19 protein-coding genes are annotated in these 21,527 nt (G+C 69.7%); 7 read left to right on the forward strand and 12 right to left on the reverse strand.

Annotated features, from left to right (window positions below; translation table 11 throughout):
- Positions 1–609 precede the first annotated feature (609 nt).
- From ACZ7M3_RS51140 to ACZ7M3_RS51155, 4 genes are all read left to right on the forward strand, one after another.
- A complete protein-coding gene (locus tag ACZ7M3_RS51140) occupies positions 610–1,101 on the forward strand; it encodes a MarR family winged helix-turn-helix transcriptional regulator (protein ID WP_472073472.1) in 492 nt (163 codons plus the stop codon).
- A 91-nt stretch (positions 1,102–1,192) separates the two neighbouring features.
- Positions 1,193–3,652, forward strand: coding sequence for an MFS transporter (locus tag ACZ7M3_RS51145; RefSeq protein ID WP_472073512.1), 2,460 nt, complete (start codon positions 1,193–1,195; stop codon positions 3,650–3,652).
- A 106-nt stretch (positions 3,653–3,758) separates the two neighbouring features.
- Positions 3,759–4,580 (forward strand): YceI family protein, encoded by an 822-nt coding sequence (locus tag ACZ7M3_RS51150; protein WP_351316595.1) that lies wholly within the window; start codon positions 3,759–3,761, stop codon positions 4,578–4,580.
- Between the two features lie 41 nt (positions 4,581–4,621).
- Positions 4,622–5,092 carry a PPOX class F420-dependent oxidoreductase gene (locus ACZ7M3_RS51155; protein ID WP_067376996.1) on the forward strand — a complete coding sequence of 157 codons (471 nt, stop codon included), beginning with the start codon at positions 4,622–4,624 and terminating at the stop codon, positions 5,090–5,092.
- Positions 5,093–5,340: 248 nt separating this feature from the next.
- On the opposite strand, the gene ACZ7M3_RS51160 is transcribed toward ACZ7M3_RS51155, so the two are convergent.
- The 10 genes from ACZ7M3_RS51160 to ACZ7M3_RS51205 all read right to left on the reverse strand — a co-directional run bounded on the left by ACZ7M3_RS51160 (position 5,341) and on the right by ACZ7M3_RS51205 (position 17,127).
- A complete protein-coding gene (locus ACZ7M3_RS51160; RefSeq protein ID WP_472073474.1) occupies positions 5,341–6,114 on the reverse strand; it encodes a TetR/AcrR family transcriptional regulator in 774 nt (257 codons plus the stop codon).
- Between the two features lie 100 nt (positions 6,115–6,214).
- Positions 6,215–7,720, reverse strand: coding sequence for an MFS transporter (locus ACZ7M3_RS51165; RefSeq protein WP_472073476.1), 1,506 nt, complete (start codon positions 7,718–7,720; stop codon positions 6,215–6,217).
- Positions 7,721–7,881: 161 nt separating this feature from the next.
- Positions 7,882–10,167 (reverse strand): ArnT family glycosyltransferase, encoded by a 2,286-nt coding sequence (locus ACZ7M3_RS51170; protein ID WP_472073478.1) that lies wholly within the window; start codon positions 10,165–10,167, stop codon positions 7,882–7,884.
- Positions 10,164–11,765 (reverse strand): bifunctional glycosyltransferase family 2/GtrA family protein, encoded by a 1,602-nt coding sequence (locus tag ACZ7M3_RS51175; RefSeq protein ID WP_472073480.1) that lies wholly within the window; start codon positions 11,763–11,765, stop codon positions 10,164–10,166. The genes ACZ7M3_RS51170 and ACZ7M3_RS51175 overlap by 4 nt, the downstream gene beginning before the upstream one ends.
- Before the next feature lie 14 nt (positions 11,766–11,779).
- Positions 11,780–13,405, reverse strand: a complete 1,626-nt coding sequence (locus ACZ7M3_RS51180; protein WP_355309063.1) for a HAMP domain-containing sensor histidine kinase — start codon at positions 13,403–13,405, stop codon at positions 11,780–11,782.
- Positions 13,402–14,142: a response regulator transcription factor gene (locus ACZ7M3_RS51185; protein ID WP_054235077.1), complete on the reverse strand. Its 741-nt coding sequence runs from the start codon at positions 14,140–14,142 to the stop codon at positions 13,402–13,404. The genes ACZ7M3_RS51180 and ACZ7M3_RS51185 overlap by 4 nt, the downstream gene beginning before the upstream one ends.
- Before the next feature lie 135 nt (positions 14,143–14,277).
- Complete coding sequence (locus ACZ7M3_RS51190) at positions 14,278–15,120, reverse strand: amidohydrolase family protein (protein ID WP_472073514.1); 843 nt, start codon at positions 15,118–15,120, stop codon at positions 14,278–14,280.
- A gap of 155 nt (positions 15,121–15,275) precedes the next feature.
- Positions 15,276–15,629: an antibiotic biosynthesis monooxygenase family protein gene (locus ACZ7M3_RS51195; protein WP_095853792.1), complete on the reverse strand. Its 354-nt coding sequence runs from the start codon at positions 15,627–15,629 to the stop codon at positions 15,276–15,278.
- A 189-nt stretch (positions 15,630–15,818) separates the two neighbouring features.
- Positions 15,819–16,688, reverse strand: a complete 870-nt coding sequence (locus tag ACZ7M3_RS51200) for a DUF2797 domain-containing protein (RefSeq protein WP_472073482.1) — start codon at positions 16,686–16,688, stop codon at positions 15,819–15,821.
- A 70-nt stretch (positions 16,689–16,758) separates the two neighbouring features.
- Positions 16,759–17,127, reverse strand: coding sequence for an HGxxPAAW family protein (locus ACZ7M3_RS51205; RefSeq protein ID WP_472073484.1), 369 nt, complete (start codon positions 17,125–17,127; stop codon positions 16,759–16,761).
- A gap of 111 nt (positions 17,128–17,238) precedes the next feature.
- On the opposite strand from ACZ7M3_RS51205, the gene ACZ7M3_RS51210 reads away from it, so the two are divergent.
- Entirely contained in the window at positions 17,239–17,718 is a 480-nt protein-coding gene (locus tag ACZ7M3_RS51210; protein ID WP_472073486.1) for a MarR family transcriptional regulator, read from the forward strand.
- Between the two features lie 152 nt (positions 17,719–17,870).
- Here the strand turns inward: ACZ7M3_RS51210 and ACZ7M3_RS51215 are convergent, their stop codons facing one another.
- A complete protein-coding gene (locus ACZ7M3_RS51215) occupies positions 17,871–18,977 on the reverse strand; it encodes a BRO-N domain-containing protein (RefSeq protein ID WP_472073488.1) in 1,107 nt (368 codons plus the stop codon).
- A 335-nt stretch (positions 18,978–19,312) separates the two neighbouring features.
- On the opposite strand from ACZ7M3_RS51215, the gene ACZ7M3_RS51220 reads away from it, so the two are divergent.
- Entirely contained in the window at positions 19,313–19,975 is a 663-nt protein-coding gene (locus ACZ7M3_RS51220; protein ID WP_472073490.1) for a hypothetical protein, read from the forward strand.
- A 118-nt stretch (positions 19,976–20,093) separates the two neighbouring features.
- Here ACZ7M3_RS51220 and ACZ7M3_RS51225 read toward each other — a convergent pair whose 3' ends face one another.
- Positions 20,094–20,705, reverse strand: coding sequence for a TetR/AcrR family transcriptional regulator (locus ACZ7M3_RS51225; RefSeq protein WP_472073492.1), 612 nt, complete (start codon positions 20,703–20,705; stop codon positions 20,094–20,096).
- An 86-nt stretch (positions 20,706–20,791) separates the two neighbouring features.
- Between ACZ7M3_RS51225 and ACZ7M3_RS51230 the strand changes: the two genes are divergently transcribed.
- Positions 20,792–21,373, forward strand: a complete 582-nt coding sequence (locus ACZ7M3_RS51230; protein WP_472073516.1) for a TIGR03086 family metal-binding protein — start codon at positions 20,792–20,794, stop codon at positions 21,371–21,373.
- The last annotated feature ends 154 nt before the right edge of the window (positions 21,374–21,527 follow it).

Here is a 21,527-nt window from a genome sequence, read left to right on the forward strand (position 1 = left end):
ATCCCACAGCAGATCAGCCACCCCGCCATGCTGCCCGGCACCCCGACCCAACGCACCCCCGTTTCCCTTGACCAAAGACATAGGGGCACCCCCCCCAGGGGCCAGACGTCCCGCCGCGCAGAGGTCGGAGCTCGGTCCCTGACAAGAGGCAGCGGCACAATCCCAGCCATCAGCCAGGCGCCCCGTCCCCGCAGGGAACGGAGCCCAGCGGGCGGCCAGGGAATCCCTCCCGGCCGGGCGGGGCGGGCGGGGCGCAGCCTCGGGCGAGGCCAGACACCCACCCCCACCCAGGCAGCACGAAGCCCGGCCGGCGGCCGGAGCGCAGCGTCGGCCGAGGGCCGGATTTCCGGCCGCCGGCAAGGCACAGGGTGCGGGGTGCAAGGCCGCGCAGTCCGGCCGCCACCCCGCCTCGCCCCGCCCCGTCCGCCCCGCGAAGGCCACGCCCCGTCGATCCACAGCGGGCTCAAAGCCACACACGCCGTCCACCAGCAGGTTTACATTCGCCAACACTTGCCTTTGCCATCTTTTTAGCCCAGCGACAGCCATATCGTTTGCCTGCAGCAACCAACTGATTTATGGTTGCCCGAAGCAACGAATACAGGAGGGGTGATGGCCGAGCAGGCGCAGTACGAGGAATTGGCTCGTCAGCTCAGTGCCATCGGTGCCGTGAAGCGGGAGCTCGGGCGGATCCTGCCGCACGACTGCCCCGCGGGCTCCGCCGCCGTACTGACCCTCCTCGGCCGGCACGGCGACATGCGGATGAGCAAGCTCGCCGAGCTGCTCGCCGTGGACATGTCGGTGACCAGCCGCCACGTCGCCCACGTCGCCGACCGGGGCTGGATCGAACGCCTCCCCGACCCCGCCGACAAACGCTCCCGCATCCTGCGCCTCACCGACGCCGGACGCGAGCAGCTCGCCGAACTCTCCCGCCGCTCCTCGCGGCTGTTCGCCGACCGGCTGAGCGACTGGTCCGACCACGAGGTCGGCCTGCTCATCCACCTGATGGGCCGGCTGCGCGAGAGCTTCGGCGACTGCCGTGCCGTACCCCGGCCGCCCTACGTGCCGGAAGTAACCGAACTGACCACCCGTACACCCGCATAAGAGCAAGAGAAGGAAGCCCATGGCAACGACCACACCAGCCGGTGTGCGGGCTCACGCCAAGCACGGAGGTGCACCCGCCGACGGCGCTCCGATGACGCACCGGCAGATCATGGAGGCCCTCTCCGGGCTGCTGCTCGGTATGTTCGTCGCGATCCTGTCGTCGACGATCGTCACCAACGCACTCCCCGAGATCATCGGCGACCTGGGCGGCGGACAGTCCGCCTACACCTGGGTCGTCACGGCCTCGCTGCTGGCCATGACCGCGACCACACCTCTGTGGGGCAAGCTCTCCGACCTGTACAGCAAGAAGGCGCTCGTACAGATAGCCCTCGTCATATACGTGCTGGGATCGGCCGCCGCCGGTCTGTCCCAGAACCCCGGCATGCTCATCGCTTGCCGTGTGGTCCAGGGCGTCGGCGTCGGCGGTCTGTCCGCCCTCGCCCAGATCGTCATGGCGGCGATGATCTCCCCGCGCGAGCGCGGGCGTTACTCCGGCTACCTCGGCGCGACCTTCGCTGTCGCAACGGTCGGCGGCCCGCTGCTCGGCGGTGTCATCACCGACACCTCGTGGCTCGGCTGGCGCTGGTGCTTCTACGTCGGCGTGCCCTTCGCGGTCATCGCGCTGATCGTGCTGCAGAAGACCCTGCACCTGCCCACCGTGAAGCGGGACGTGAAGGTCGACTGGGGCGGCGCGTTCTTCATCTCCGCGGCGGTCTCGCTCCTGCTGGTCTGGGTCACCTTCGCCGGTGACAAGTACGACTGGATATCGGGGCAGACGTACGCGATGGTCGGAGGCGCGATCGTCCTCGGCCTGCTGTTCGTGCTCGTCGAGTCCAAGGCGAGCGAGCCGATCATCCCGCTGCGCCTGTTCCGCAACCGCACCATCACTCTCTCCTCCCTCGCCTCGCTCTTCGTGGGCGTCGCGATGTTCACCGGCACCGTCTTCTTCAGCCAGTACTTCCAGCTGGCCCGGGACAAGTCCCCGACGATGTCGGGCGTCATGACCATCCCGATGATCGGCGGCCTGTTCATCGCCTCCACGGTCTCCGGCCAGGTCATCACCAAGACCGGCCGGTGGAAGTACTGGCTGGTCAGCGGCACCGTCCTGATCACCGCGGGCCTGGGCCTGCTGGGCACCATCCGCTACGACACGGCCTACTGGCACGTCGCGATCTTCATGGCGCTGCTCGGTCTCGGCGTCGGCATGACGATGCAGAACCTGGTGCTGTCCACGCAGAACCAGGTGGCCCCGTCCGACCTCGGCTCGGCCAGCTCCACGGTGACGTTCTTCCGCTCCCTCGGCGGTGCGATCGGCGTCTCCGCGCTCGGCGCGATCATGTCCACCCGGATCACCGACTACGTCAAGGACGGCCTGGCCGGCATCGACCCCAAGTACGCGGCCGCCGCGTCCGGTTCCGGCTCCGGCACCATCCCGAACATGGACGCGCTGCCCGCCCCGCTGCGCACCGTCCTGGAGAGCGCCTACGGTCACGGCATCGCGGACGTCTTCATGATCGGCTCCGTCCTGGCGCTGCTCGCCTTCCTCATCGTCCTGTTCATCAAGGAGGTCCCGCTGCGGACCTCGGGCGCGCTGGCCCAGGCCGCGGAGGCGAAGGCGGAGGCCACCGCGCCGACGGCTTCGGCCACCGCCGAGGCCCCCGCCGCCGACGAGAGGATCCCGAGCTGGGCGGCCGTCGCCGAGACGAGCCTCGCGGCCGGACCCGAGGGCACGCAGCGGCTCGCCGCCGTCGCCACGGCGACACGGGAGAGCGCCCCGCTGCCCGCCTCCGGCGGCATCCCGGTCCGCGGTCACGTCCGCGGCGCCGAGAGCGCCCCCGTCCCGCAGGCCGCGGTCACGCTGATCTCGCTCGCGGGACGGCAGCTGGGCCGGTCGGTCGCGCAGGCCGACGGCTTCTACACGGTGGACGCGCCCGGCACGGGCTCGTACGTCCTGATCGCCTCCGCCGACGGCTTCCAGCCGCAGGCCTCGACGATCATCGTGAACGACGAGCCGGTGGCGTACGACATCGTGCTGAGCGGCACGAGCGGGCTGAGCGGATTCGTCCGGGCCGCCGGGACCGGCACCCCGGTCAAGGACGCCATGGTCATCGTGACCGACGTCCGCGGTGACGTGCTGGCCACCGGGACCACCGGTGAGCAGGGCCAGTTCACCTTCGCCGAACTGGTTCCGGGTCCGGTGACCATCGCGGTGAACGCGGCCGGCCACCGCCCGCAGGCCCTCACCGTCGAGGTCGGCGGCGCCGGGGTCACCCGGGTCGAGGTCGAGCTCAGCGCCGGCGCCCAGCTCCAGGGCGTCGTACGGGCCCCCGGCGGCCCCCTGGGCGACGCCCGGGTCACGCTGGTCGACGCGGCAGGCAACGTGATCGGCACCGCCAGGACCGGCACGGACGGCGCGTACGCCTTCACGGACCTGGACGGTGGCGAGTACACCGTCATCGCGACGGGTTACCCCCCGGTGGCGACGGCTCTCACGGTCTCCGGCCGTGGCGTCGACGACCACGACATCACCCTCGCCCACCCCGGCGAGTAGCTGAAACCCCGGCCCGTGGGGACGCGCGCACTCTGAGCGGAGGTGCGCCCCCCACGGGCCGGTTTCATTGCGGCCAATTTTTAGTGCTTTGCAGGGAGAAAACGGGATGGGACTGACCGCACGGATTCGCACGCGGGACGGATGGGCCGTGTCGCACGCGGTCGTCACGGTGACCGACATGACCGGGACGCAGGTGCTGCGCGCCGAGGCGGACACCGAAGGAGCCGTGCACGACCCGACCCCCCTCACGCCCGGCGCGTACACCGTGATCGTGACCGCGGTCGGGTACGCGCCCGCCGCCTCCAGCGCGATCGTCACGGCGAGCGGCCGGGCCGAGATCGGCAACGTGACCCTCGCCCGCCAGGGCGGCAACGAACTGCCGCCGCCCGGCCCCTGGACCGTCGACCCGGCGCACTCCTCCGTCGGCGCCGTCGCGCAGCACCTGGGCATCTCCAGCGTGCACGGCCGTTTCACGGACTTCTCCGCGGCGATCGAGATCGCCCCGGACGACGTGTCCAAGTCCCGCGTCGAGGCCGTGATCTCCGCGGCCTCGATCGACACCGGCAACGGCATGCGTGACGGCCACCTGAAGTCCCCCGACTTCCTCGACGTCGAGACATACCCGCAGATCACCTACCGCTCGACCGGCCTGACCCCGGCCGGCTCCGACCGCTGGACCGTGCACGGCGAACTCACCATGCGCGGCATCGCCCGCCCGGTCGACCTGGACCTCGCCTACCTGGGCACGGGCGGGGACCCCTGGGGCGGCACGCGGGCCGCCTTCCGGGCGACGGCCGAACTCCACCGCGAGGAATTCGCCATGAACTACAACCAGGTCATCCAGGCTGGCATCTCAGCGATCGGCACCACGCTGAAGGTGGAACTGGACATCCAGGCGGTACAGGGAGCGCCCCTCCCACAGGCGTGAGGTGCGGGCACCTTCCCGGCGGGCACCCTAGGCTGACTCACATGGCACCGAACATCGCTACGAACACCGCCGTGTCCCTGGACGAACTGCTCGACTTCGTACGCCCCCGCCACCGCGCCATCCTGCTGACCCGGAGGGCGGACGGCAGCCCCCAGGGCTCCCCCCTGACCTGCGGGGTCGACGACGCCGGGCGGATCGTCGTCTCGACCTACCCCGAACGCGCGAAGACCCGTAACGCCAAGCGGGACGAGCGGGTCAGCCTGATCGTGCTGAGCGACGAGTGGAACGGGCCCTGGGTCCAGATCGACGGCACGGCCGAGGTCGTCGACTCCCCCGAATCCGTCGAGCCGCTCGTCGAGTACTACCGGAACATCGCGGGCGAACACCCGGACTGGGACGAGTACCGGGAGGCCATGCTCAAGCAGGGCAAGTCGATCATCCGGGTCACGCCGGTGAAGTGGGGCCCGGTCGCGACGGGCGGCTTCCCGGCCCGACTGACACCCCAGGAGTAGTCCAGGAACGACCGAGGAGGAGCGGGCCAGGGCCTGGGGTCTGTCCGGCGGATCAGGTCGCAGGGAAGCAACAGCGCAGGTGAGCGGGCTCGGGTGCGTCGAGCTGCAAGGCGGAGGAGGGCGTCGACGCGATGGGGGTCCCCCCTGCTCGAGCGAAGCCGAGAGCTCGGGGGAGTCGGCAACCGACGACAACGCCGCAGATCGGCGTGCCAGACCCCGCGTCTGCGGCGTGATCCGCCGGACAGGCCCTAACCCCGGGCGACCATCGCCTCGATCCCCGCGATCAGCGTTTCCAGCGCGAACGTGAAGTCCCGCTCCCGCATCTCCTCGACCGTGTCACCGCCGCGGGCCTCCATGAGGTCCGCGGCGTTCTCGAAGTTGGCGGAGAACTGCGGCTGTTCGCCGATCGTGCTCATGGCCTGACGGAAGTACTCGTCCTGGGTCATCCCCGCCGAGGCGCAGCGCTGCACGAAGTGGCCCTCGATGGTGCCGAAGCCGTACACGAACTGGAAGACCGCCGAGAGCGCGCCCATCTGGCCGTGCCGGGGCAGGCCGGTGTTGCGGATCACCTGCTGGACGCAGAGCGAGAAGGCCATGGAGTGCGGGCCGATGTTCAGGAAGGTCCCGATCAGCGGGGACACCCAGGGGTGGCGGACCAGCAGCGCGCGATAGCCGATGGCGAGGGAGCGAAGCTGGTCGCGCCAGTCCTCGCCCGACTCCGCGTCGGGCAGGTCCAGTTCGCCGAAGACCGCGTCGAGGGCGAGCTCGAGCAGGTCGTCCTTGGTGTCGACGTACCAGTACACGGACATCGCGGTGACGTTCAGCTCGGCGGCCAGCCGGCGCATGGAGAACTTCGCCATGCCCTCGGCATCCAGCAGCCGTACGGTGACCTCGGTGATCCGATCCCGGTCGAGCCCCGACGGCTGCCCGCCCCCGCGCGCCGCAGCGCCCCGGGGAGCCTTGCCCTCCAGCCAGACACTGGTCCGCGCCGGACGCTCGGCACGGTCGGCTGCCCTCACCATGGCGCACCTTCCTCGGAACTCGAAACTCATCACTCATGACTCTGAACTCATGACACGGAACTCATGACTCGGAACTCGGAACCCTGATGCTAAGCGGGCGCTACGCCGACACCGCCACCGCGGAGTCTGCCCTCTCCGCACGTCGTAGCAACGCCGCGGCCAGCAGTCCACCGAGAAGGACGGCCACCGCGCCCACCAGTTGGCTGGTCTCCAGGCCCGACGAGAACGCGTCCGTGATCCGCCCGCGCTCCTCCTCCGAACCCGCCGAGGCCAGCGCCGCCGGGAGCGAGGCCGCCGCCACCGGAATCAGCGCCGCGAACCGGGAGTTGAGGATCGCCCCGAGCACCGCCACGCCGAGGCCGTTGCCGAACTCGGCGAGCGTGCCGTTGATGCCCGCGCCCACGCCCGCCTTCTCCGGTGGAATCGCGCTCATGATGGCGTGTGCCATGGCCGGGTTGGCCACGGCGGCGCCCGCGCCGATCAGCAACAGCCCGAGCAGTGTGCCGCCGTACCCGTGCGCGGCGAGCGTGGCGATCGACACCAGCCCGGCCGACATCAGCGTCATGCCGAGCGCGATCGACACCGGAGTGCCGAGTCTCGCCGTCCACTTCGCCGAGAGGCCGGAGAAGTTCAGCGCCACGACCGCGAGCGCGAGCGGCGCCGTACGCAGTCCGGCTTCCAGGGGGCCGTATCCCAGGACGAATTGGAGGTGCTGGGTGAGGAGGAAGAGGGCCCCGCCCATGCCGAAGGTGATGAGGACGGCTCCCGCGACGGCTCCGGTGAAGCGCCGGTCTCGGAAGAAGTGCAGGTCGAGCATGGGGTACGGGATCCGGCTCTCCCAATACGCGAAGGCGGCCAGCACCAGCACGGCGACCGCGTCCGTCGTCAGGACCCGGCCCGACGTCCAGCCGTGTTCGGGGCCGGAGATGATCGCGTACACGAGTGCGGTCATGCCGATCGTCGAGAGCAACGCTCCCAGAAGGTCGGGGCGGTCCCCGCGCGGGCTCTTCGACTCCGGTACGAGGGCCACCACCGCGGCGAGGCCCAGGGCCACCACCGGCAGGTTGATCAGGAAGATCGCGCCCCACCAGAAGTGGTTCAGTATGAAGCCGCCGAGGAGCGGTCCGGCCGCGAAGCCGAGGGCGTTGACGGCGCTCCAGATGCCGATGGCCTTCGGGTGCTCAGCGGGGGCGAAGACCTGCATGGCGACGGCGAGCGTGGTGGTCAGCAGAAGCGCGCCGCCGACGCCCATCCCGGCCCGTGCGGCGATCAACTGGCCGGTGGAGTCGGCGAGTCCGGCCACCACCGAGCCGATCCCGAAGAGGACGAGCCCCGCGATCAGCATCTTCTTGCGGCCGTAGCGGTCGGCCGCGCTGCCCGCCGTGAGCAGCAGCCCGGACTGCACCAGCGAGTAGGCGTTGATCATCCACTGGATGTCGGCGGTGGCCGCGCCCAGCTCCCGGGTGAGGGAGGGGATCGCGACGTTCAGGACGGTGTTGTCGAGCAGCACGGTCAGTTGGGCGAGGCAGATGACGCCGAGGATCAGCCAGCGTTGGGGGTGGCCTGGTGGCTGGTCCTCGGGGTGCCCTGGGGGAGTCGTGGACATGCTGTACACCGTAGAACAGTTCCCATACAGCGTACAACGTGATTCTCCGGGCGTACGAAGTGGGCGTACGAGAGGGACGTACGAGGAGGACGTACGGAAAGAGCGGTGGCCCGGAGCTGGATCGCTCCGGGCCACCGCCCTCGTACAGGACCCGCCGTCAGCTACTTGGTCGGCTGCGTCAGGTCGTAGAAGGTGGCCGAACCGACCGTCACCTTCTTGAAGTTGGCCGTGACCCACGAGCTGATCTGGGAGGACGTGGAGGTGGTGGTGGAGGAGGAGTTGCCGCCGCCCATGCCACCGCCCATGCCGCCGCCCGAGATGAAGTAGTGGATCTTGCCGTCCGTCACGTACTTCTTGAACTGGGCCAGTGTCGGGGACGGGTCGGTGCCGTTGAAGCCGCCGATCGCCATCACCGGCTTGCCGGTGGCGAGCTGGTAGCTCGCGGAGTTCTGGGAACCGATGGCCGCGGCCGCCCAGGTGTAGTCGTCCGCGTTCGTCTCCAGCAGCTTCTTGGCCGCGGAGCTGACGGTCGCACCGTTGAGCAGACCGCCCGCGCCACCACCGCCCATGCCGCCCTCGCCCATCGCGCCACCGCCGGGCATGCCGCCCTGCTGGTTCTGGCCCTGGGTGTTGCCGTTGCCCTGCTGGTTCTGACCGGGGAAGCCGCCGGTGCCACCGGTACCGCCCGTACCACCCGTGCCACCAGTCGGGGGCTGGCCCATGCCGCCGCCCTGCTGGGTGGTGCCGTTGCCGCCCTGCTGGTTCTGGCCCTGGGTGTTGCCGCCACCCGGGAAGCCGCCCCGCATGCCACCGCCGCCGCCGGGACCACCCCGGCCGCCGCCCATCATGCTGGCGCCCGCAGGACCCGCCGTGACGATCGAACCGGTGTGCCCGGTGTTCACCGTGGACAGCGTGTACGCCGTCGGACCCGCGACCGAGGCCACGAAGCTCAGTCCGACCGCCGCGAGGGCCAGTTGACGGCCCAGCCTGGCCGCGAAGATCAGGCCGAGCGCGCCGACCAGACCGCCGATGAGGACCAGCCACTTCAGCCACGGGAGGTAGGTGGGGGTGCGGTTGAGGAGGACGTATCCCCACGCGGCGGTCGCGGTGACCGCGCCGGCGAGGGTGAGCGAGGCCCAGACCTTGCTCCGCTCCTCCCACAGCACCGTCGCGCCCATGCCGACGACGGCCGCGATGTAGGGGGCCAGGGCCACCGTGTAGTACTGGTGGAAGATGCCGGCCATGTAGCTGAAGATGATCGTCGTCATCAGCAGCGCGCCGCCCCAGGCGAGGAACGAGCTGCGCGTCAGGTCGGTCCGCCTGGCCTTGCGGGTGAGCACGATGCCCGCGACGAACAGGATCAGCGCGGCGGGCAGCAGCCAGGCGATCTGGCTGCCGATCTCCGAGTTGAACATCCGGTTCCAGCCGGTCTCGCCCCACTGGCCGGTGCCACCGCCACCGCCGCCACCACCGACGCTGCCGGTCTCGTCGCCGTTGATACGGCCGAGGCCGTTGTAGCCGAAGGTCAGCTCAAGGAAGGAGTTGTTCTGCGAGCCGCCGATGTACGGGCGGGAGGACGCGGGCCACAGCTCCACGATCGCCACCCACCAGCCGCCGGCGACGACCATCGCCACCGCCGAAAGACCCAGCTGGGCGAACCGCTTCTTGAGCTGCACCGGCGCGCAGACCGCGTACACGACCGCGAGCGGCGGCAGGATCAGGAAGGCCTGCAGGGTCTTCGCGAGGAACGCGAAGCCGACCGCGACACCCGCCCAGACCAGCCACTTCGTCCGGCCGTCCTCCAGAGCGCGGACCACGCAGTAGATCGTGACGGTCATCAGCAGCGCGAGCATCGCGTCCGGGTTGTTGAACCGGAACATCAGCGCGGCGACGGGAGTGAGCGCGAGCACCGCACCCGCGATCAGACCGGCCGCTGGGCTGAAGCGACGGCGCAGTGCCCCGTACAGGACGCCGACCGTGGCGACGCCCATCAGCACCTCGGGGACGAGGATCGCCCACGAGTTGAGACCGAAGATCCGCACCGACAGGGCCATCGGCCACAGCGAGGCCGGGGGCTTGTCGACGGTGATGGCGTTGGCCGAGTCGAGCGAGCCGAAGAAGAGGGCCTTCCAGCTCTGGCTGCCGGCCTGGACGGCCGCGGAGTAGAAGGAGTTGGCGTACCCGGAGGCGCTCAGGTTGTAGAGGTAGAGCAGACCGGTGGCGACGAGCAGGCCGAGGAAGGCGGGGCGCACCCAGCGCGGGTCCTCGGGCCGACCGCGCCAGACGCGGTGGAAGAACGGCTGCTTGGGCTCACCGGGCCGGGGGGCCGCGGTGGGCGGCGCCACAGGCTCCTGCAGAGCCGTCGAGCTCGACGGTCCCCAGGAGGGCTCGGCGCCCCCGGAGGGGCTCGCGCCCCCCTGATGGCTCGTGTCGGACTGAGTCGTCATCGTGCGTCCCTCGTGTCCCTCGGGTCGTGGTCGTGCGGGCGCACCGCTTGCAGCTGCATGGTTGCGTCCCCCCAGGTGCGGTCCGCGGCTTCACCGGCGCGGAACTCGTTGGTCTGGTTGTGGTCGTGGTTGATGTACGGAGCTTGGGGCGCCGTCGCGTTCGGGCGTTGGGGCAGCGGCGTGTGCGGGTGCTGCTGGTGCGGGAGCGGGTGCGGGTGCGGGTGCGGTTGGTGCGGGAGCGGGTGCGGGTGCTGGTGGTGCTGCTGGTGCGCCGCCGTCGTCGTGCCGTAGGTGGCCGAGGACGGGTTGTGCGAGGCCGGGTTGTGCGAGGCGACGACGGTCGAGGCCGCTGTCTCGTCACGCCGGTCCGGGAAGACCCAGGCGCGGAAGAGCAGGAACCGCAGCACGGTCGCCGCGAGGTTGGCGGCGATGAGCACCGCGAGTTCGGTGGAGTGCGCCGGGCTGCTCGTCGCCGCGTTCAGGGCGGCGAGCGAGCCGCTGGTGAGGGCGAGGCCTATACCGAAGACGACCAGGCCCTGCGCCTGGTGCCGGACCGCGCTGCCGCGGCCGCGAACGCCGAAGGTCAGCCGGCGGTTGGCCGCGGTGTTGGCGACGGCCGACACCAGCAGGGCGAGCGCGTTGGCGATCTGCGAGCCCGAGAACGTGCGGAAGCCGCTGTACAGGAGCAGGTAGAAGAGGGTGGACAGGGCCCCCACCACGCAGAAGCCGACGAGCTGGCGGGCCAGGCCCTTGGGTACGTCGGTCAGGTCGCGGTCGCGCGGATCGTCCCCGAAGGGGCGCGCGAGCCGGTCGAGTGGGAGCGATCCGGTGGCGAGGGCGCGCCCCACGCGCCACACGCCCTTCAGGTCGTCGGTCGCGGTCTTCACGATGTGTACGGTCGAGTTCGGGTCGTCGACCCAGTCGACCGGCACCTCGTGGATGCGCAGTCCGGCGCGCTCGGCGAGCACCAGCATCTCGGTGTCGAAGAACCAGCCGGTGTCCTCGATCAGCGGCAGCAGTACCTGGGCGACATCGCGGCGGATCGCCTTGAAGCCGCACTGCGCGTCCGAGAAGCGGGCCTGCAGCGAGCCGCGCAGGATCATGTTGTAGGTGCGGCTGATGAACTCCCGCTTGGCACCGCGCACCACGCGCGAGCTGCGGGCGAGCCGGGAGCCGATCGCGAGGTCCGAGTGGCCCGAGATCAGCGGGGCCACCAGCGGGAGGAGGGCGTTGAGGTCGGTGGACAGGTCCACGTCCATGTAGGCGAGGATCGGAGCGTCCGAGGCCGACCACACGGTGCGCAGCGCGCGCCCGCGGCCCTTCTGCTCAAGCCGGAAGGACCTGACTTCCGGTATCTCCGACTCCAGCCGTGCGGCCACCTGAGGGGTGGTGTCCGTCGAGGCGTTGTCCGCGACCGTGATGCGGAACGCGTAGGGGAAGGTGCGCTTGAGATGTTCGTGCAGTCTCACCACACACGGCTGGAGATCCTTCTCCTCGTTGTAAACGGGGATCACTACGTCCAGGACAGGCGTACCGGCGGACCCGGCCGGGAGGTGCTCCCGCGCCGGCAGGTTGCCGGGAGAAGAGTCGGTTCGCATGCGAACGACTCTCGTCAAACGCCCTGTTGCACCCATGTGGTGGCGCTGTGCTGTGCCTGTGAGAACAGTTGCGCCTTTGTTTCCACGAACGGATCGACGGCGATCGCGGGCAAGTGAAGGGTGAACACCGTCCGTCCGGGCATGCTGTCCACGGTGACGGCACCGCCGTGCGCGGCGGCGACGGCCTGCACGATGGCCAGTCCCAGACCCGTCGAGCCGGAGGACCGGGAACGCGAGGAATCACCGCGCGCGAAGCGTTCGAAGACCCGCGGAAGCAGGTCGGGCGGGATGCCGGGCCCGTCGTCCTGGACGTCCACGCACAGCCACGGTCCGTGCCGGTGCACGCGTGCGGTGACGGTCGTACCGGGCGGGGTGTGCGTTCTGGCGTTCGCGAACAGATTGACCATGACCTGTTGCAGCCGTGCGGCGTCCGCGAGGACCAGCGCGGGCTCCTCCGGCAGTTCGAGCCGCCAGTTGTGGTCGCGTCCGGCCGCCCGGGCGTCGCTCACGGCGTCGATGACGAGCGGTACGAGGTCGGTCTGGTCGTACTGGAGCGGGCGTCCGGCGTCCAGCCGCGCGAGCAGCAGCAGGTCCTCGACGAGCAGGGTCATGCGCCCGGCCTCGGACTCGATCCGGCCGAGGGCGTGCCGGGTGTCGGGCCCGGTCTCCTCGCGACCGCGTCTGGTCAGCTCGGCATAACCGCGGATCGACGCCAGCGGTGTACGCAGCTCATGACTCGCGTCCGCGACGAACTGCCGTACGCGCATCTCGCTCTGCTGGCGTGCGTGCAGGGCGCTGTGGATGTGGTCGAGCATGCGGTTGAGCGCGGCACCGACCTGGCCCACCTCGGTGTGCGGGTCCGCCTCGGACTCCGGCACCCGCTCGTAGAGGGTGACCTCGCCGGTGTGCAGGGGGAGTTCGGAGACGCGGGTGGCGGTCGAGGCGACCTTGCGCAAGGGGCGCAGGGCGAGCCCGACGAGCACGCTGCCGGCGATACCGGCGGCGATGAGACCGGCGGCGGTGACGCTGACCTCGACCCAGATGAGGGTGTTGATGGTGTTGGTGACGTCCGTGGTGGGGATGGCCACGTAGTAGTCGCCCTTGGGGCCGCTCATGTACATGACGCGGTATTCGCCGAGGCTGGGCAGTTCCACGTTGTGCTTGCCGGTCTTCGCGACGGACCCCAGCGCCGCCTTCTGTGCTGCGGTGAGGTTCTTGGCGGTCATGCTCGCGAAGCCGCCGCCGCTGGTGGTGTTCTCCTTCTTGATGACCGCCTTGGTGACCACGCCGTTCTTCACCACCGCGGCGACGGTGTTCACCCCGTTCGGGCCTCGGGTGAGAAAGGTGAAGGGGTCGTTCGTGGTGTCGTCGAGGTTCCCGCCCGGAGGCGTGTCGGTCGGGTTCCCGTTCCCGCCGCCCGGTTGTTTCACCGGTCCTCCGCCGGCCGCCCGCATGGCGGTCTCGGCCACCTGGCCGTCCAGCTGGTCGTACAGATGCGAGCGCAGCGCGAACGTCGTCACCGTACCGATCACCGCACACACCACCGCGATCAGCGTCACCGCGGAGACGACGAGCCGCGTCCGCAGCGTGCGCGGCTGTCGTCCTCGCCCCTGCTTACGCGGCCGTCGTCGCCCGCTCATGACGCCGCGGGCTTGATCAGGTAACCGGCCCCACGCCTGGTGTGGATCATCGGCTCACGCCCGGCGTCGATCTTGCGGCGCAGGTAAGAGATGTAGAGCTCGACGACGTTGGCCTGGCCGCCGAAGTCGTACGACCACACGCGGTCGAGTATCTGTGCCTTGCTGAGTACACGTCGGGGATTACGCATGAGGAACCGCAGAAGTTCGAACTCGGTCGCGGTGAGGTGGATGTTCTCCCCGGCACGCGAGACCTCGTGGCTGTCCTCGTCGAGAGTGAGGTCGCCGACGACGAGCACGGAGTCGGAACGCCGGTCGGCGGCACCGGAACGGCGGATCAGTCCGCGCAGCCGGGCCACGACCTCCTCGAGGCTGAAGGGCTTGGTGACGTAGTCGTCGCCGCCGGCCGTCAGCCCCGCGATGCGGTCCTCGACGGCGTCCTTGGCCGTGAGGAAGAGGACGGGCACGTCGGGCAGATCGCGGCGCAGGCGCCCCAGGACCGCGAGGCCGTCCATGTCCGGCAGCATCATGTCGAGGACAACGGCGTCGGGCCGAAACTCGCGGGCGGTCTGCACCGCGCCCTGTCCGTCACCCGCGCTGCGGATCTGCCAGCCTTCGTAGCGAAGGGCCATGGAGAGCAGTTCGGTGATCGACAGCTCGTCGTCCACTACCAGCACTCGGACGGGGCTCCCGTCCGGCCTCAGCAGTTCGGTGCGCCCCTGGGGCGAGGTCGTGGTCATAGCGGACACCTTGTCGGGGTCCTCTGAGAACGCGCTTTCGGGAACCTGTGATTTTCCTGAGAAACACACAGGTGCCTCTCAGGGAACTCCTGGGAAGATCACGAAGTTCCCGAAAGGCCTTCCAGGGCGCCCCGTTCAGGGACTGATCGCGAAGAGACGAGCGCCGTTCTCGTAGCAGACCGCCCTCAGCCAGTCGTCCCCCAGCCCGAGCCGTTCGAGGGCGTGCAGCTGGTGGACGTACGGATAGGGGATGTTCGGGAAGTCGGTCCCCAGCAGGACCCGGTCACCCAGGGCGGCGAGCCGGGCCCTGGCCTCCCGCGGAAACGGCGCGAACCGCTCACTGAAGTCCGTGAACGCCATCGTCGTGTCCAGCCGCACCTCCCCGTAGCGCTCCGCGAGGGCGAGGAAGTCCTCGTACTCGGGCATCCCCATGTGCGCCACGATCAGCCGCAGTCGGGGATGCCGGGCGAGGACACGGGCGACCGGCTCGGGCCCGGTGTGTTTGCCGGGCGCGGGACCGGACCCGCAGTGGATCACGACAGGGACCCCGGCCTCGGCGAGCAGCCCCCAGGTGGAGTCGAGGAGTCGATCACTCGGGTCGTACGCCCCCACCTGGACGTGCGCCTTGAAGGCGCGAGCCCCTTGATCCAGGGCCTCCCGCACATACCCCTCGACGCCCGGCTCGGGGAACAGGGTCGCGGTGTGCAGACAGTCGGGCGTCCGGCGGGCGAAGTCGACGGCCCAGGAGTTCAGCCACTGCGCCATGCCCGCCTTGTGCGGGTAGAGCATCGCGGTGAAGGCCCGTACCCCGAACTCCCGGATCACCGCGAGCCGCTCGCTCTCCTCCGCGCGGTAGGTGATGGGCCACTCGACGCCGCCGGTCAGCGGCCCGAGAGCGTCGAAGTAGTCCCACACCTTGCGCAGGACGCGCTCGGGCATGAAGTGCGTGTGGACATCGACGAGCCCCGGGAGCCCCAGCCGCTCCCAGAACCGCCGTACGTCTTCCCCACCAGACCCGTCAGACCCACCAGACCGGTCAGACCCGTCAGACCCACCAGACCCGTCAGTCGCCCGCACGCCCGCTCCTGCCACTCCGCTCTACCTCCGTGCTCTGCTCAGTCCCGATGCTCTGCTCACTCCCCTGGAGTCCGCTCGAACCCATGGCTCCGCTCGACCTTGGCGATGTGCAGCGTGTAGCGCTCGTACCACTCGGCGCGGCCACGCCGCTGCGCAGCGCGGTGCTCGGCATGTCCGCTCCACTCCCTGATCGCGTCCGCGTCCCGGAAGTACCCGACGGTGATCGACAGCCCGCCCGGCGTGTGCGCTTGGTCCATGCCGAGGTAGCCCGGGATGTCCTTCACCAGCTCCTCCATGCGCTCGGCGGTCTCTCCGTACCCTCCGTCGTCCTCGGTCCTGACGGAGGTGAACACGGCGGCGTAGTAGGGGGGTTCATGGGCTGCGACAGGTGTCATGGAGTGATCGCTCATGTCAGCCACTGTCGGGCCACGTGTCTCCACTCGTCCAGGCCCTTTCCGAACGGGATCCAAGAGGGATCCATCTCTTGACCCTCGGAGAACGGCATCCGCTCGGGCACTCGGACCCGGGCACTCACGCGGGTACTCGGACCCGGCCACTCGGACCCGGGCACTCGGACCCGGGCACTCAGACCCGGGCACTCAGAAGAGCCCGTCCTGCTTCACGCTCCTGTCCTCCCACTCCCTTACAGGAACCGTCAGTTGCTCACCCCTGACCGCGGTCAGCTCCCACCCGGTCATGAGCCGCGTATCGACCACGACGATCCCACGCCCGGTCGCCAGATGCAGATCGGGCCCGGCCGCGGCGACCAGCTCCCCACTCACCACACCGCCCGCGACCAGCTCGCTCACGACACCGACAGCGGGCGGGAGCCCTTCGAGCCCGAACACCTCGGTGTGATCGACGGCCTGGAAGGGCGCCCGCTCCAGGGACTCGGGCCAGCCTTCGAGCTCCATGACCCGCGCGTGCAGCTCCCGGATCTCCTCGAGCCGCTCGCCCGCCTCCGGCAACGCGGCCCGCACCGCCCTCTTCTCGGCGTACGGGATCCGATCCGGCACCCGGAGCGCCGCCCGCAGCAGCTCCTCGGTCCGCCGCGCCGCCATCAACGGCCCCTGCCCCAGCCAGCTGAAGACGACGGCCCCCTGCTCCAGCAGCCGAGCCGACCCGCGCGCGGCCCCGGTGATCCCGACCTTGACCATGCCGGGCCCGAACCACGCGAGGTACACGCGGTACGGCCGCGGGTCGTCGGCCATCGTGTCGGCGGCCACGGAGTGCGCGCGGTCCAGCCGCGCGCACTCCTCACAACGGGCCCCCGCACTCCGCCCCGACACCACCGCCCGCACCGGACACGCGTTCCCCCGCGCCCCCACACACGTCCGTACGCCCTCGTCCACCACCCCAAAGGCCACCCGCTTCCCCCAGGACAGCGCACTGCCCCGCCCGCCGCCCCACATCAGCACGGGGCCGTCCGCCGACCACCGCAGACCCGAACATCTCCACGTCTGTGCCATCACTCACGAGCGTAGGCGTTGCCACCGACAACGGGGCCGGCGATCAAGCCGCATCGGCCCGGGCAGCCGTTCAGGTCGCGGACTCGGTCACGGGTTCACCACTCACAGACCTACCGCCGACAGCCACGTCCGACCCGATCGCGGGCCGCCCACGACCCGCCAGCCGGCACCCCACACACCCGGGGTGTCCCTGCCGCGCACCGAGGTCCCTGACCCGCAGCCCCCACTGAGAGGTCGGCCGCCGCCCGGGCGGCTTGCCCCACCCGGCGAGATGGAGCACCCAGGTGACCAGCACGCTCACGGCCACGACCGCCAGCCCGCCCCACTCACCGAGGGCGTTGTCGGCGCAGACCCCCAGCCCGATGCCCACCACCCCCACGGTGGCGATCCCGAATCCGGTCCAGCCCGCGAGGGTGTGCCCCTCGTCATGCTTGCTCACGTATTGCCTCCCTCTGTCCGAACAGCGGAGTTTCGTGACGTGAGGGACTAGAATCCCTCATACGCTAAGAAATCTACCCCGAAAACATCTCACGCACTAAGGGAAATGCCCATGCAGCAGGGCACGCCGCGTCCACCCGCGACTCCGGCCCAGGCGCTGAGCGCGATGGACCACCTCATCGCGACGGGCATGATCGGCCAGCAGGAGACGGCCCAGCGGCTGAACCTGAACGTCACCGACCTCACGTGCTTCGGCTTCGTCCTGGAAGCGGGCGACACGCTGCTCACGGCCGGCGACCTCGCGGAGCGGGCCCATGTCACGACGGGCGCCGTCACGGGGATCCTCAACCGCCTCGAACGCGCCGACTACGTCACCCGCCGTCGCGACCCCGACGACCGCCGCCGCGTCCGCGTGGCCGCGAACCCGGACGCGGTCGCCCGCGTCGAGGCCCTCTACGAGCCGCACCACGCCCGCGTCACCGAACTCTTCTCCGACTACTCGCCCGCCGAAATCGCGGTCCTGTACGACTGGTTCACCCGTACGGGAAGGCTGATGGGCGAATACCTGGAGGAGCTACGGAAGGGCGACTGAGCCGGTGCGCCTTCACCTAACGTGGAGAGGGCCCGAAGCCGCACGTATGGGATGCGACTTCGGGCCCTTCTCCTTCATCCGGCGTCATTCGACGCCCTTCGGCGTTCCCTGGCCCCCCGGCGTCCTCCTGGCGACCCCCTCCTGGCGACCCTCTACGGCAGCACGTACACCGGCGCCCCGTCCGCCGCGCACCCGCTCTGCTTCATGCATCCGCGCTTGAGCAGCATCCGCACACTGTCGTGCACGCGCTCCACCGTCAGCCCGGTCCGCCCGGCGGTGTCCTCCAGCCGGTACTGCGCCTTGCCCCGGACGAGGGCGGGCGCGAGATACGCCGCCACGGTGTGCACATCCGCGGTGACGACAAGATTCCTCGCCTGCCACATCGCCAGCAGCTCCTGCGGAGTCATCACCGGCGGCTTCCGGCTCCCGCCGCCCGCTCCCATCCGCCCCGCGATCCGGTCCAACGACTCGGCCATGCGCCCCAGGGCCGTCGCCATCGCGTCCTGGCTCCGGGCGATCACCTCCTGGCTGCGAGCGATCACTTCCTGACTCCGAAAGATCATTTCCTGGCTGCGCGCCAGCGCGTCCTGATTCCGGGCCATGGCGCTCCGGTCACCGTTCGACTCCCGCAACAGCTGATTCCGCTCAGCCATCAACTGCTCCCGTTGAGCCGCCAGCCGATTACCCTCGGCGATCAGGGAATTTCGCTCGGCCAGCAATTCGTTCCGTGCCGCCGCCCGCGCCGCGAACTCCTCGTCCGCCCGAATGTTCCGCTCCTCGAGCCGCACGATGGCATCGGCGAGCTGCTGAGGCACGACGTAGGCGACGCCACCGCCGGGGGCTGGCTGTACGGGGGCCGGCTCGAGTTCGTAGCAGCCGTCGCGCTGGATGGTCACGACGACCTCGGCCACCCAGGCCTTGAAGGGCTCGCACTCGGGCTTGGTGCACCCGTTGACCAGTCTGATGAGCCCCTGCAGATTCACCATCTTCATCGACTTCTTGAGCCTGTGACCTGCAATCTTGCTCAATGCGTCTACTCCATAGACGCTTCGTGCAAGATCCTCGAGGCTCTGTTGGCAATCTTCCGCGACATGCCAGAGAAGGGCTTGGCGGGTGTTGGTGTAGCCGAGATCCTTGGCCACGTCCGCCGCCGGGAACCAGTGCTCCCCCTCAGCCAGCGTCAGCCTCCGCACCCGCACCCGCGCCCCCGTCGCCGCGAACACGAAGTCGTTGACGTCGATCGCGTCCTGCTCGTACATCGAGCATCACCTCCACGCCGGAAAATAGGCGAGGAAGCATGCAACTCCCGTAGAAATCACTGACGTTCACTCGATAGGCGACAGCAGGATCGATTCCCCGCAAGCACCCCCCAGGAGAAGCCCGCCGCGGCGACGGCGTGCGGGCCGGGGATTGTGCTCGGACCAACGGCATCGGTCAAGTCCCGACTTCTCGCGTCACGTGATTCAGGGGCATGACCCGATTCAAAGGACCGGGCCTAATGGACACATGCGATGCACGGCCGGAAACCCATAAGTCGCCCATTCATCAACCTCCTGTCCACCCTCCCCCCCACTTCCACGGGATGTGAATTTCCATGACTCGCCGTTCCCATTTCCAGCGCCTTCTGCTGCTCGCCGCCTCGACCACCGTGATCGCCGGAGGCGCGGTGTTGCCCAGCAGCGCGATGGCCGCCACGGCGGCGCCGCACACGGCCACCGTCACCACGGTCGCCTCCGATCACGACGCTCACCGTCAGCACGGCAGCCCCGCCTCCGCCAAGGAATGGGTGGAGACCACCGACACCGTGAGCGGCATCAAGTTCCAGCTCCCGGGAAAGCCCGAGGTCATACAGTTCACCCAGGCCGTGGACGGAATGAACGGTCGCCTTTACAAGGTGAGGACCGACAACGGGGTCATCGTCTTCGCGGTCTTCGACCTGCCCCGCGCCCAGGGAGAGCTCGACGACGCTCTTCAGGGCTTGGTGGACGGCTACAACGCGGGCGCCCAGTCCCCCAAGCACAAGCTCTCCAGCACCGGCGTCCACAAGATCACGGTCCACGGGCAGCCGGGCCTCGACGCGCGCCTCTCCGCCCCTGACGGCGCTGGGGGCTCCGCCCGCCTCGTCGCCGGCGACACCCACTTCATCGAGATCGTCTCTCTCAGCCCGAAGGGGAAGGAGAAGCCCATGCATGACACATACCAGCAACTCCTCGCGAGCGTCCACAACCCGCACACCCACGCCACTCGTGCCGACTGACACGCACAAGACCGAGCGCTCCGACAACGACCGAACCCACAGCCCCGTACTCCCCGAACGCCAGAGGCCCCGGATCCCTCCGGGGCCTTACGGCGTGCGGTTGTGGCCGGCTACTTCCTTACGTGCCGAGCAGCGCGGCGGTGAGGCATCGGTGCAGCCAGTCGGCGGAGCGGTCGAGCGGCCAGTGGCAGTCGTCGGTCAGTGTGAAGTAGGAGGCGTTGCCGAGGAAGTACCAGAGCGCGTCCGCAGCCTCGTCGACGGTGACTTCGGCGCGCAGTGCGCCCAGTTCTGCGAGCCGGGCCGCAGTGGCCCGCAATCCGCGGCGCAGGCTGTCGTGCGCCGCGCCGACGGTCTCCCGGATCCCGGCGTCCTGGGGTGCGGCGGCGATCGCCTGACGCATGATCGGCGACCAGAGCTCGAACTCGCTTCGAGTGCCGTCCACGAGCATGCGCAGCAGCGCGCCGGGGTCGGTTTGCGCAGCGATCCGCTCGTAGATGCCGCCGGCCTCAGCGGCGCGCACCCCGTCCTCGATGAGTGTGCGTAGCACACCGCTCTTGCCTCCGACCGCCGCGTAGACGGTGGGTGCTGCTACCCGCGCTGCGCGGGCGATGTCCTGCACCCGGGTGTCGAAATATCCCCGTTCGACGAACAGTGTCCGCGCCGCCAGCAGGATCGCTTGACGGGTCGCAGCCGCGTACTCGGCCCGCCGTCCGGCCTCTTGTGTCACCACCCCTATGACTGTAGACCCTGCCCGACCGGCGATCGTTGACAGTGACCTATACTCGATATAGTCACCTATCAGAGAAAGTGGTTCCCATGATCTTTCCGGTACTCGAGGACTTGGCTCGCCAGTTCCCCGGCATCACTCCTGAGCAGGACAAGCTCCCCACGCCGTGCGACGACTTCGACGTGAGCACGTTGCGCCGCCACCTGCTGGGCTGGCTCACCTACTTCGACGCTGCCTTCACTGACCCGTCCGGCAGCGACCGGCCCGACCCGTCCGTGTTCACGGGCCCCGACCACCCGAGTGCCGTGATCGCGCACCTCACCACCTCGATCCGCTCGGCCCTGGCCGGCGGACTCGCGACAGCTACCGTGAACGTTCCGCTGCTGGGCGGCGCCTATCCGGGCTCCGTAGTCGTCGACCTGCTGTTGATCGAAACGCTCGGCCACGGCTGGGACCTGGCCCGTGCGACCGGCCAGCGATGGGACCCGGACCCGCAAACCTGCCAGCATGCCCTCACCGTGCTCGAAGGCGTGATCCAGCCGGAATACCGTGGCCCCGGCTTGCCCTTCGGCCCCGAAATCGCCATCGACGCAAGCGCACCACCTCTGGACCGGCTGGTCGCTTTCACCGGCCGCGACCCCGCTTGGGCGCCCCCCGTTCAGCTGCGCTGATGAGCGCCTGCGGCGTCGTCCTCGCTTGACGGACCGGCGGGGGGGGGGGGAGGTGGCGGCCGCCCCTCCGGGGCATGTGCCCCGGGTCATCCGCCCGCCCAGAAAGGCCCGGGGCGGTTTCTCATCCGCAAGGTCCTAGACCCCCGGGAGGTGT

The organism is Streptomyces sp. NPDC111656, assembly GCF_055656965.1.

Excerpts from the sequence above, each read along its gene's own strand:
- ACZ7M3_RS51140 (WP_472073472.1), top strand. The coding sequence starts at position 610 with ATGGCCGAGCAGGCGCAGTACGAGGAATTGGCTCGTCAGCTCAGTGCC.
- ACZ7M3_RS51145 (WP_472073512.1), top strand. The coding sequence starts at position 1,193 with ATGACGCACCGGCAGATCATGGAGGCCCTCTCCGGGCTGCTGCTCGGT.
- ACZ7M3_RS51150 (WP_351316595.1), top strand. The coding sequence starts at position 3,759 with ATGGGACTGACCGCACGGATTCGCACGCGGGACGGATGGGCCGTGTCG.
- ACZ7M3_RS51155 (WP_067376996.1), top strand. The coding sequence starts at position 4,622 with ATGGCACCGAACATCGCTACGAACACCGCCGTGTCCCTGGACGAACTG.
- ACZ7M3_RS51160 (WP_472073474.1), bottom strand. The coding sequence starts at position 6,114 with ATGGTGAGGGCAGCCGACCGTGCCGAGCGTCCGGCGCGGACCAGTGTC.
- ACZ7M3_RS51165 (WP_472073476.1), bottom strand. The coding sequence starts at position 7,720 with ATGTCCACGACTCCCCCAGGGCACCCCGAGGACCAGCCACCAGGCCAC.
- ACZ7M3_RS51170 (WP_472073478.1), bottom strand. The coding sequence starts at position 10,167 with ATGACGACTCAGTCCGACACGAGCCATCAGGGGGGCGCGAGCCCCTCC.
- ACZ7M3_RS51175 (WP_472073480.1), bottom strand. The coding sequence starts at position 11,765 with ATGCGAACCGACTCTTCTCCCGGCAACCTGCCGGCGCGGGAGCACCTC.
- ACZ7M3_RS51180 (WP_355309063.1), bottom strand. The coding sequence starts at position 13,405 with ATGAGCGGGCGACGACGGCCGCGTAAGCAGGGGCGAGGACGACAGCCG.
- ACZ7M3_RS51185 (WP_054235077.1), bottom strand. The coding sequence starts at position 14,142 with ATGACCACGACCTCGCCCCAGGGGCGCACCGAACTGCTGAGGCCGGAC.
- ACZ7M3_RS51195 (WP_095853792.1), bottom strand. The coding sequence starts at position 15,629 with ATGAGCGATCACTCCATGACACCTGTCGCAGCCCATGAACCCCCCTAC.
- ACZ7M3_RS51200 (WP_472073482.1), bottom strand. The coding sequence starts at position 16,688 with ATGGCACAGACGTGGAGATGTTCGGGTCTGCGGTGGTCGGCGGACGGC.
- ACZ7M3_RS51210 (WP_472073486.1), top strand. The coding sequence starts at position 17,239 with ATGCAGCAGGGCACGCCGCGTCCACCCGCGACTCCGGCCCAGGCGCTG.
- ACZ7M3_RS51215 (WP_472073488.1), bottom strand. The coding sequence starts at position 18,977 with ATGTACGAGCAGGACGCGATCGACGTCAACGACTTCGTGTTCGCGGCG.
- ACZ7M3_RS51220 (WP_472073490.1), top strand. The coding sequence starts at position 19,313 with ATGACTCGCCGTTCCCATTTCCAGCGCCTTCTGCTGCTCGCCGCCTCG.
- ACZ7M3_RS51230 (WP_472073516.1), top strand. The coding sequence starts at position 20,792 with ATGATCTTTCCGGTACTCGAGGACTTGGCTCGCCAGTTCCCCGGCATC.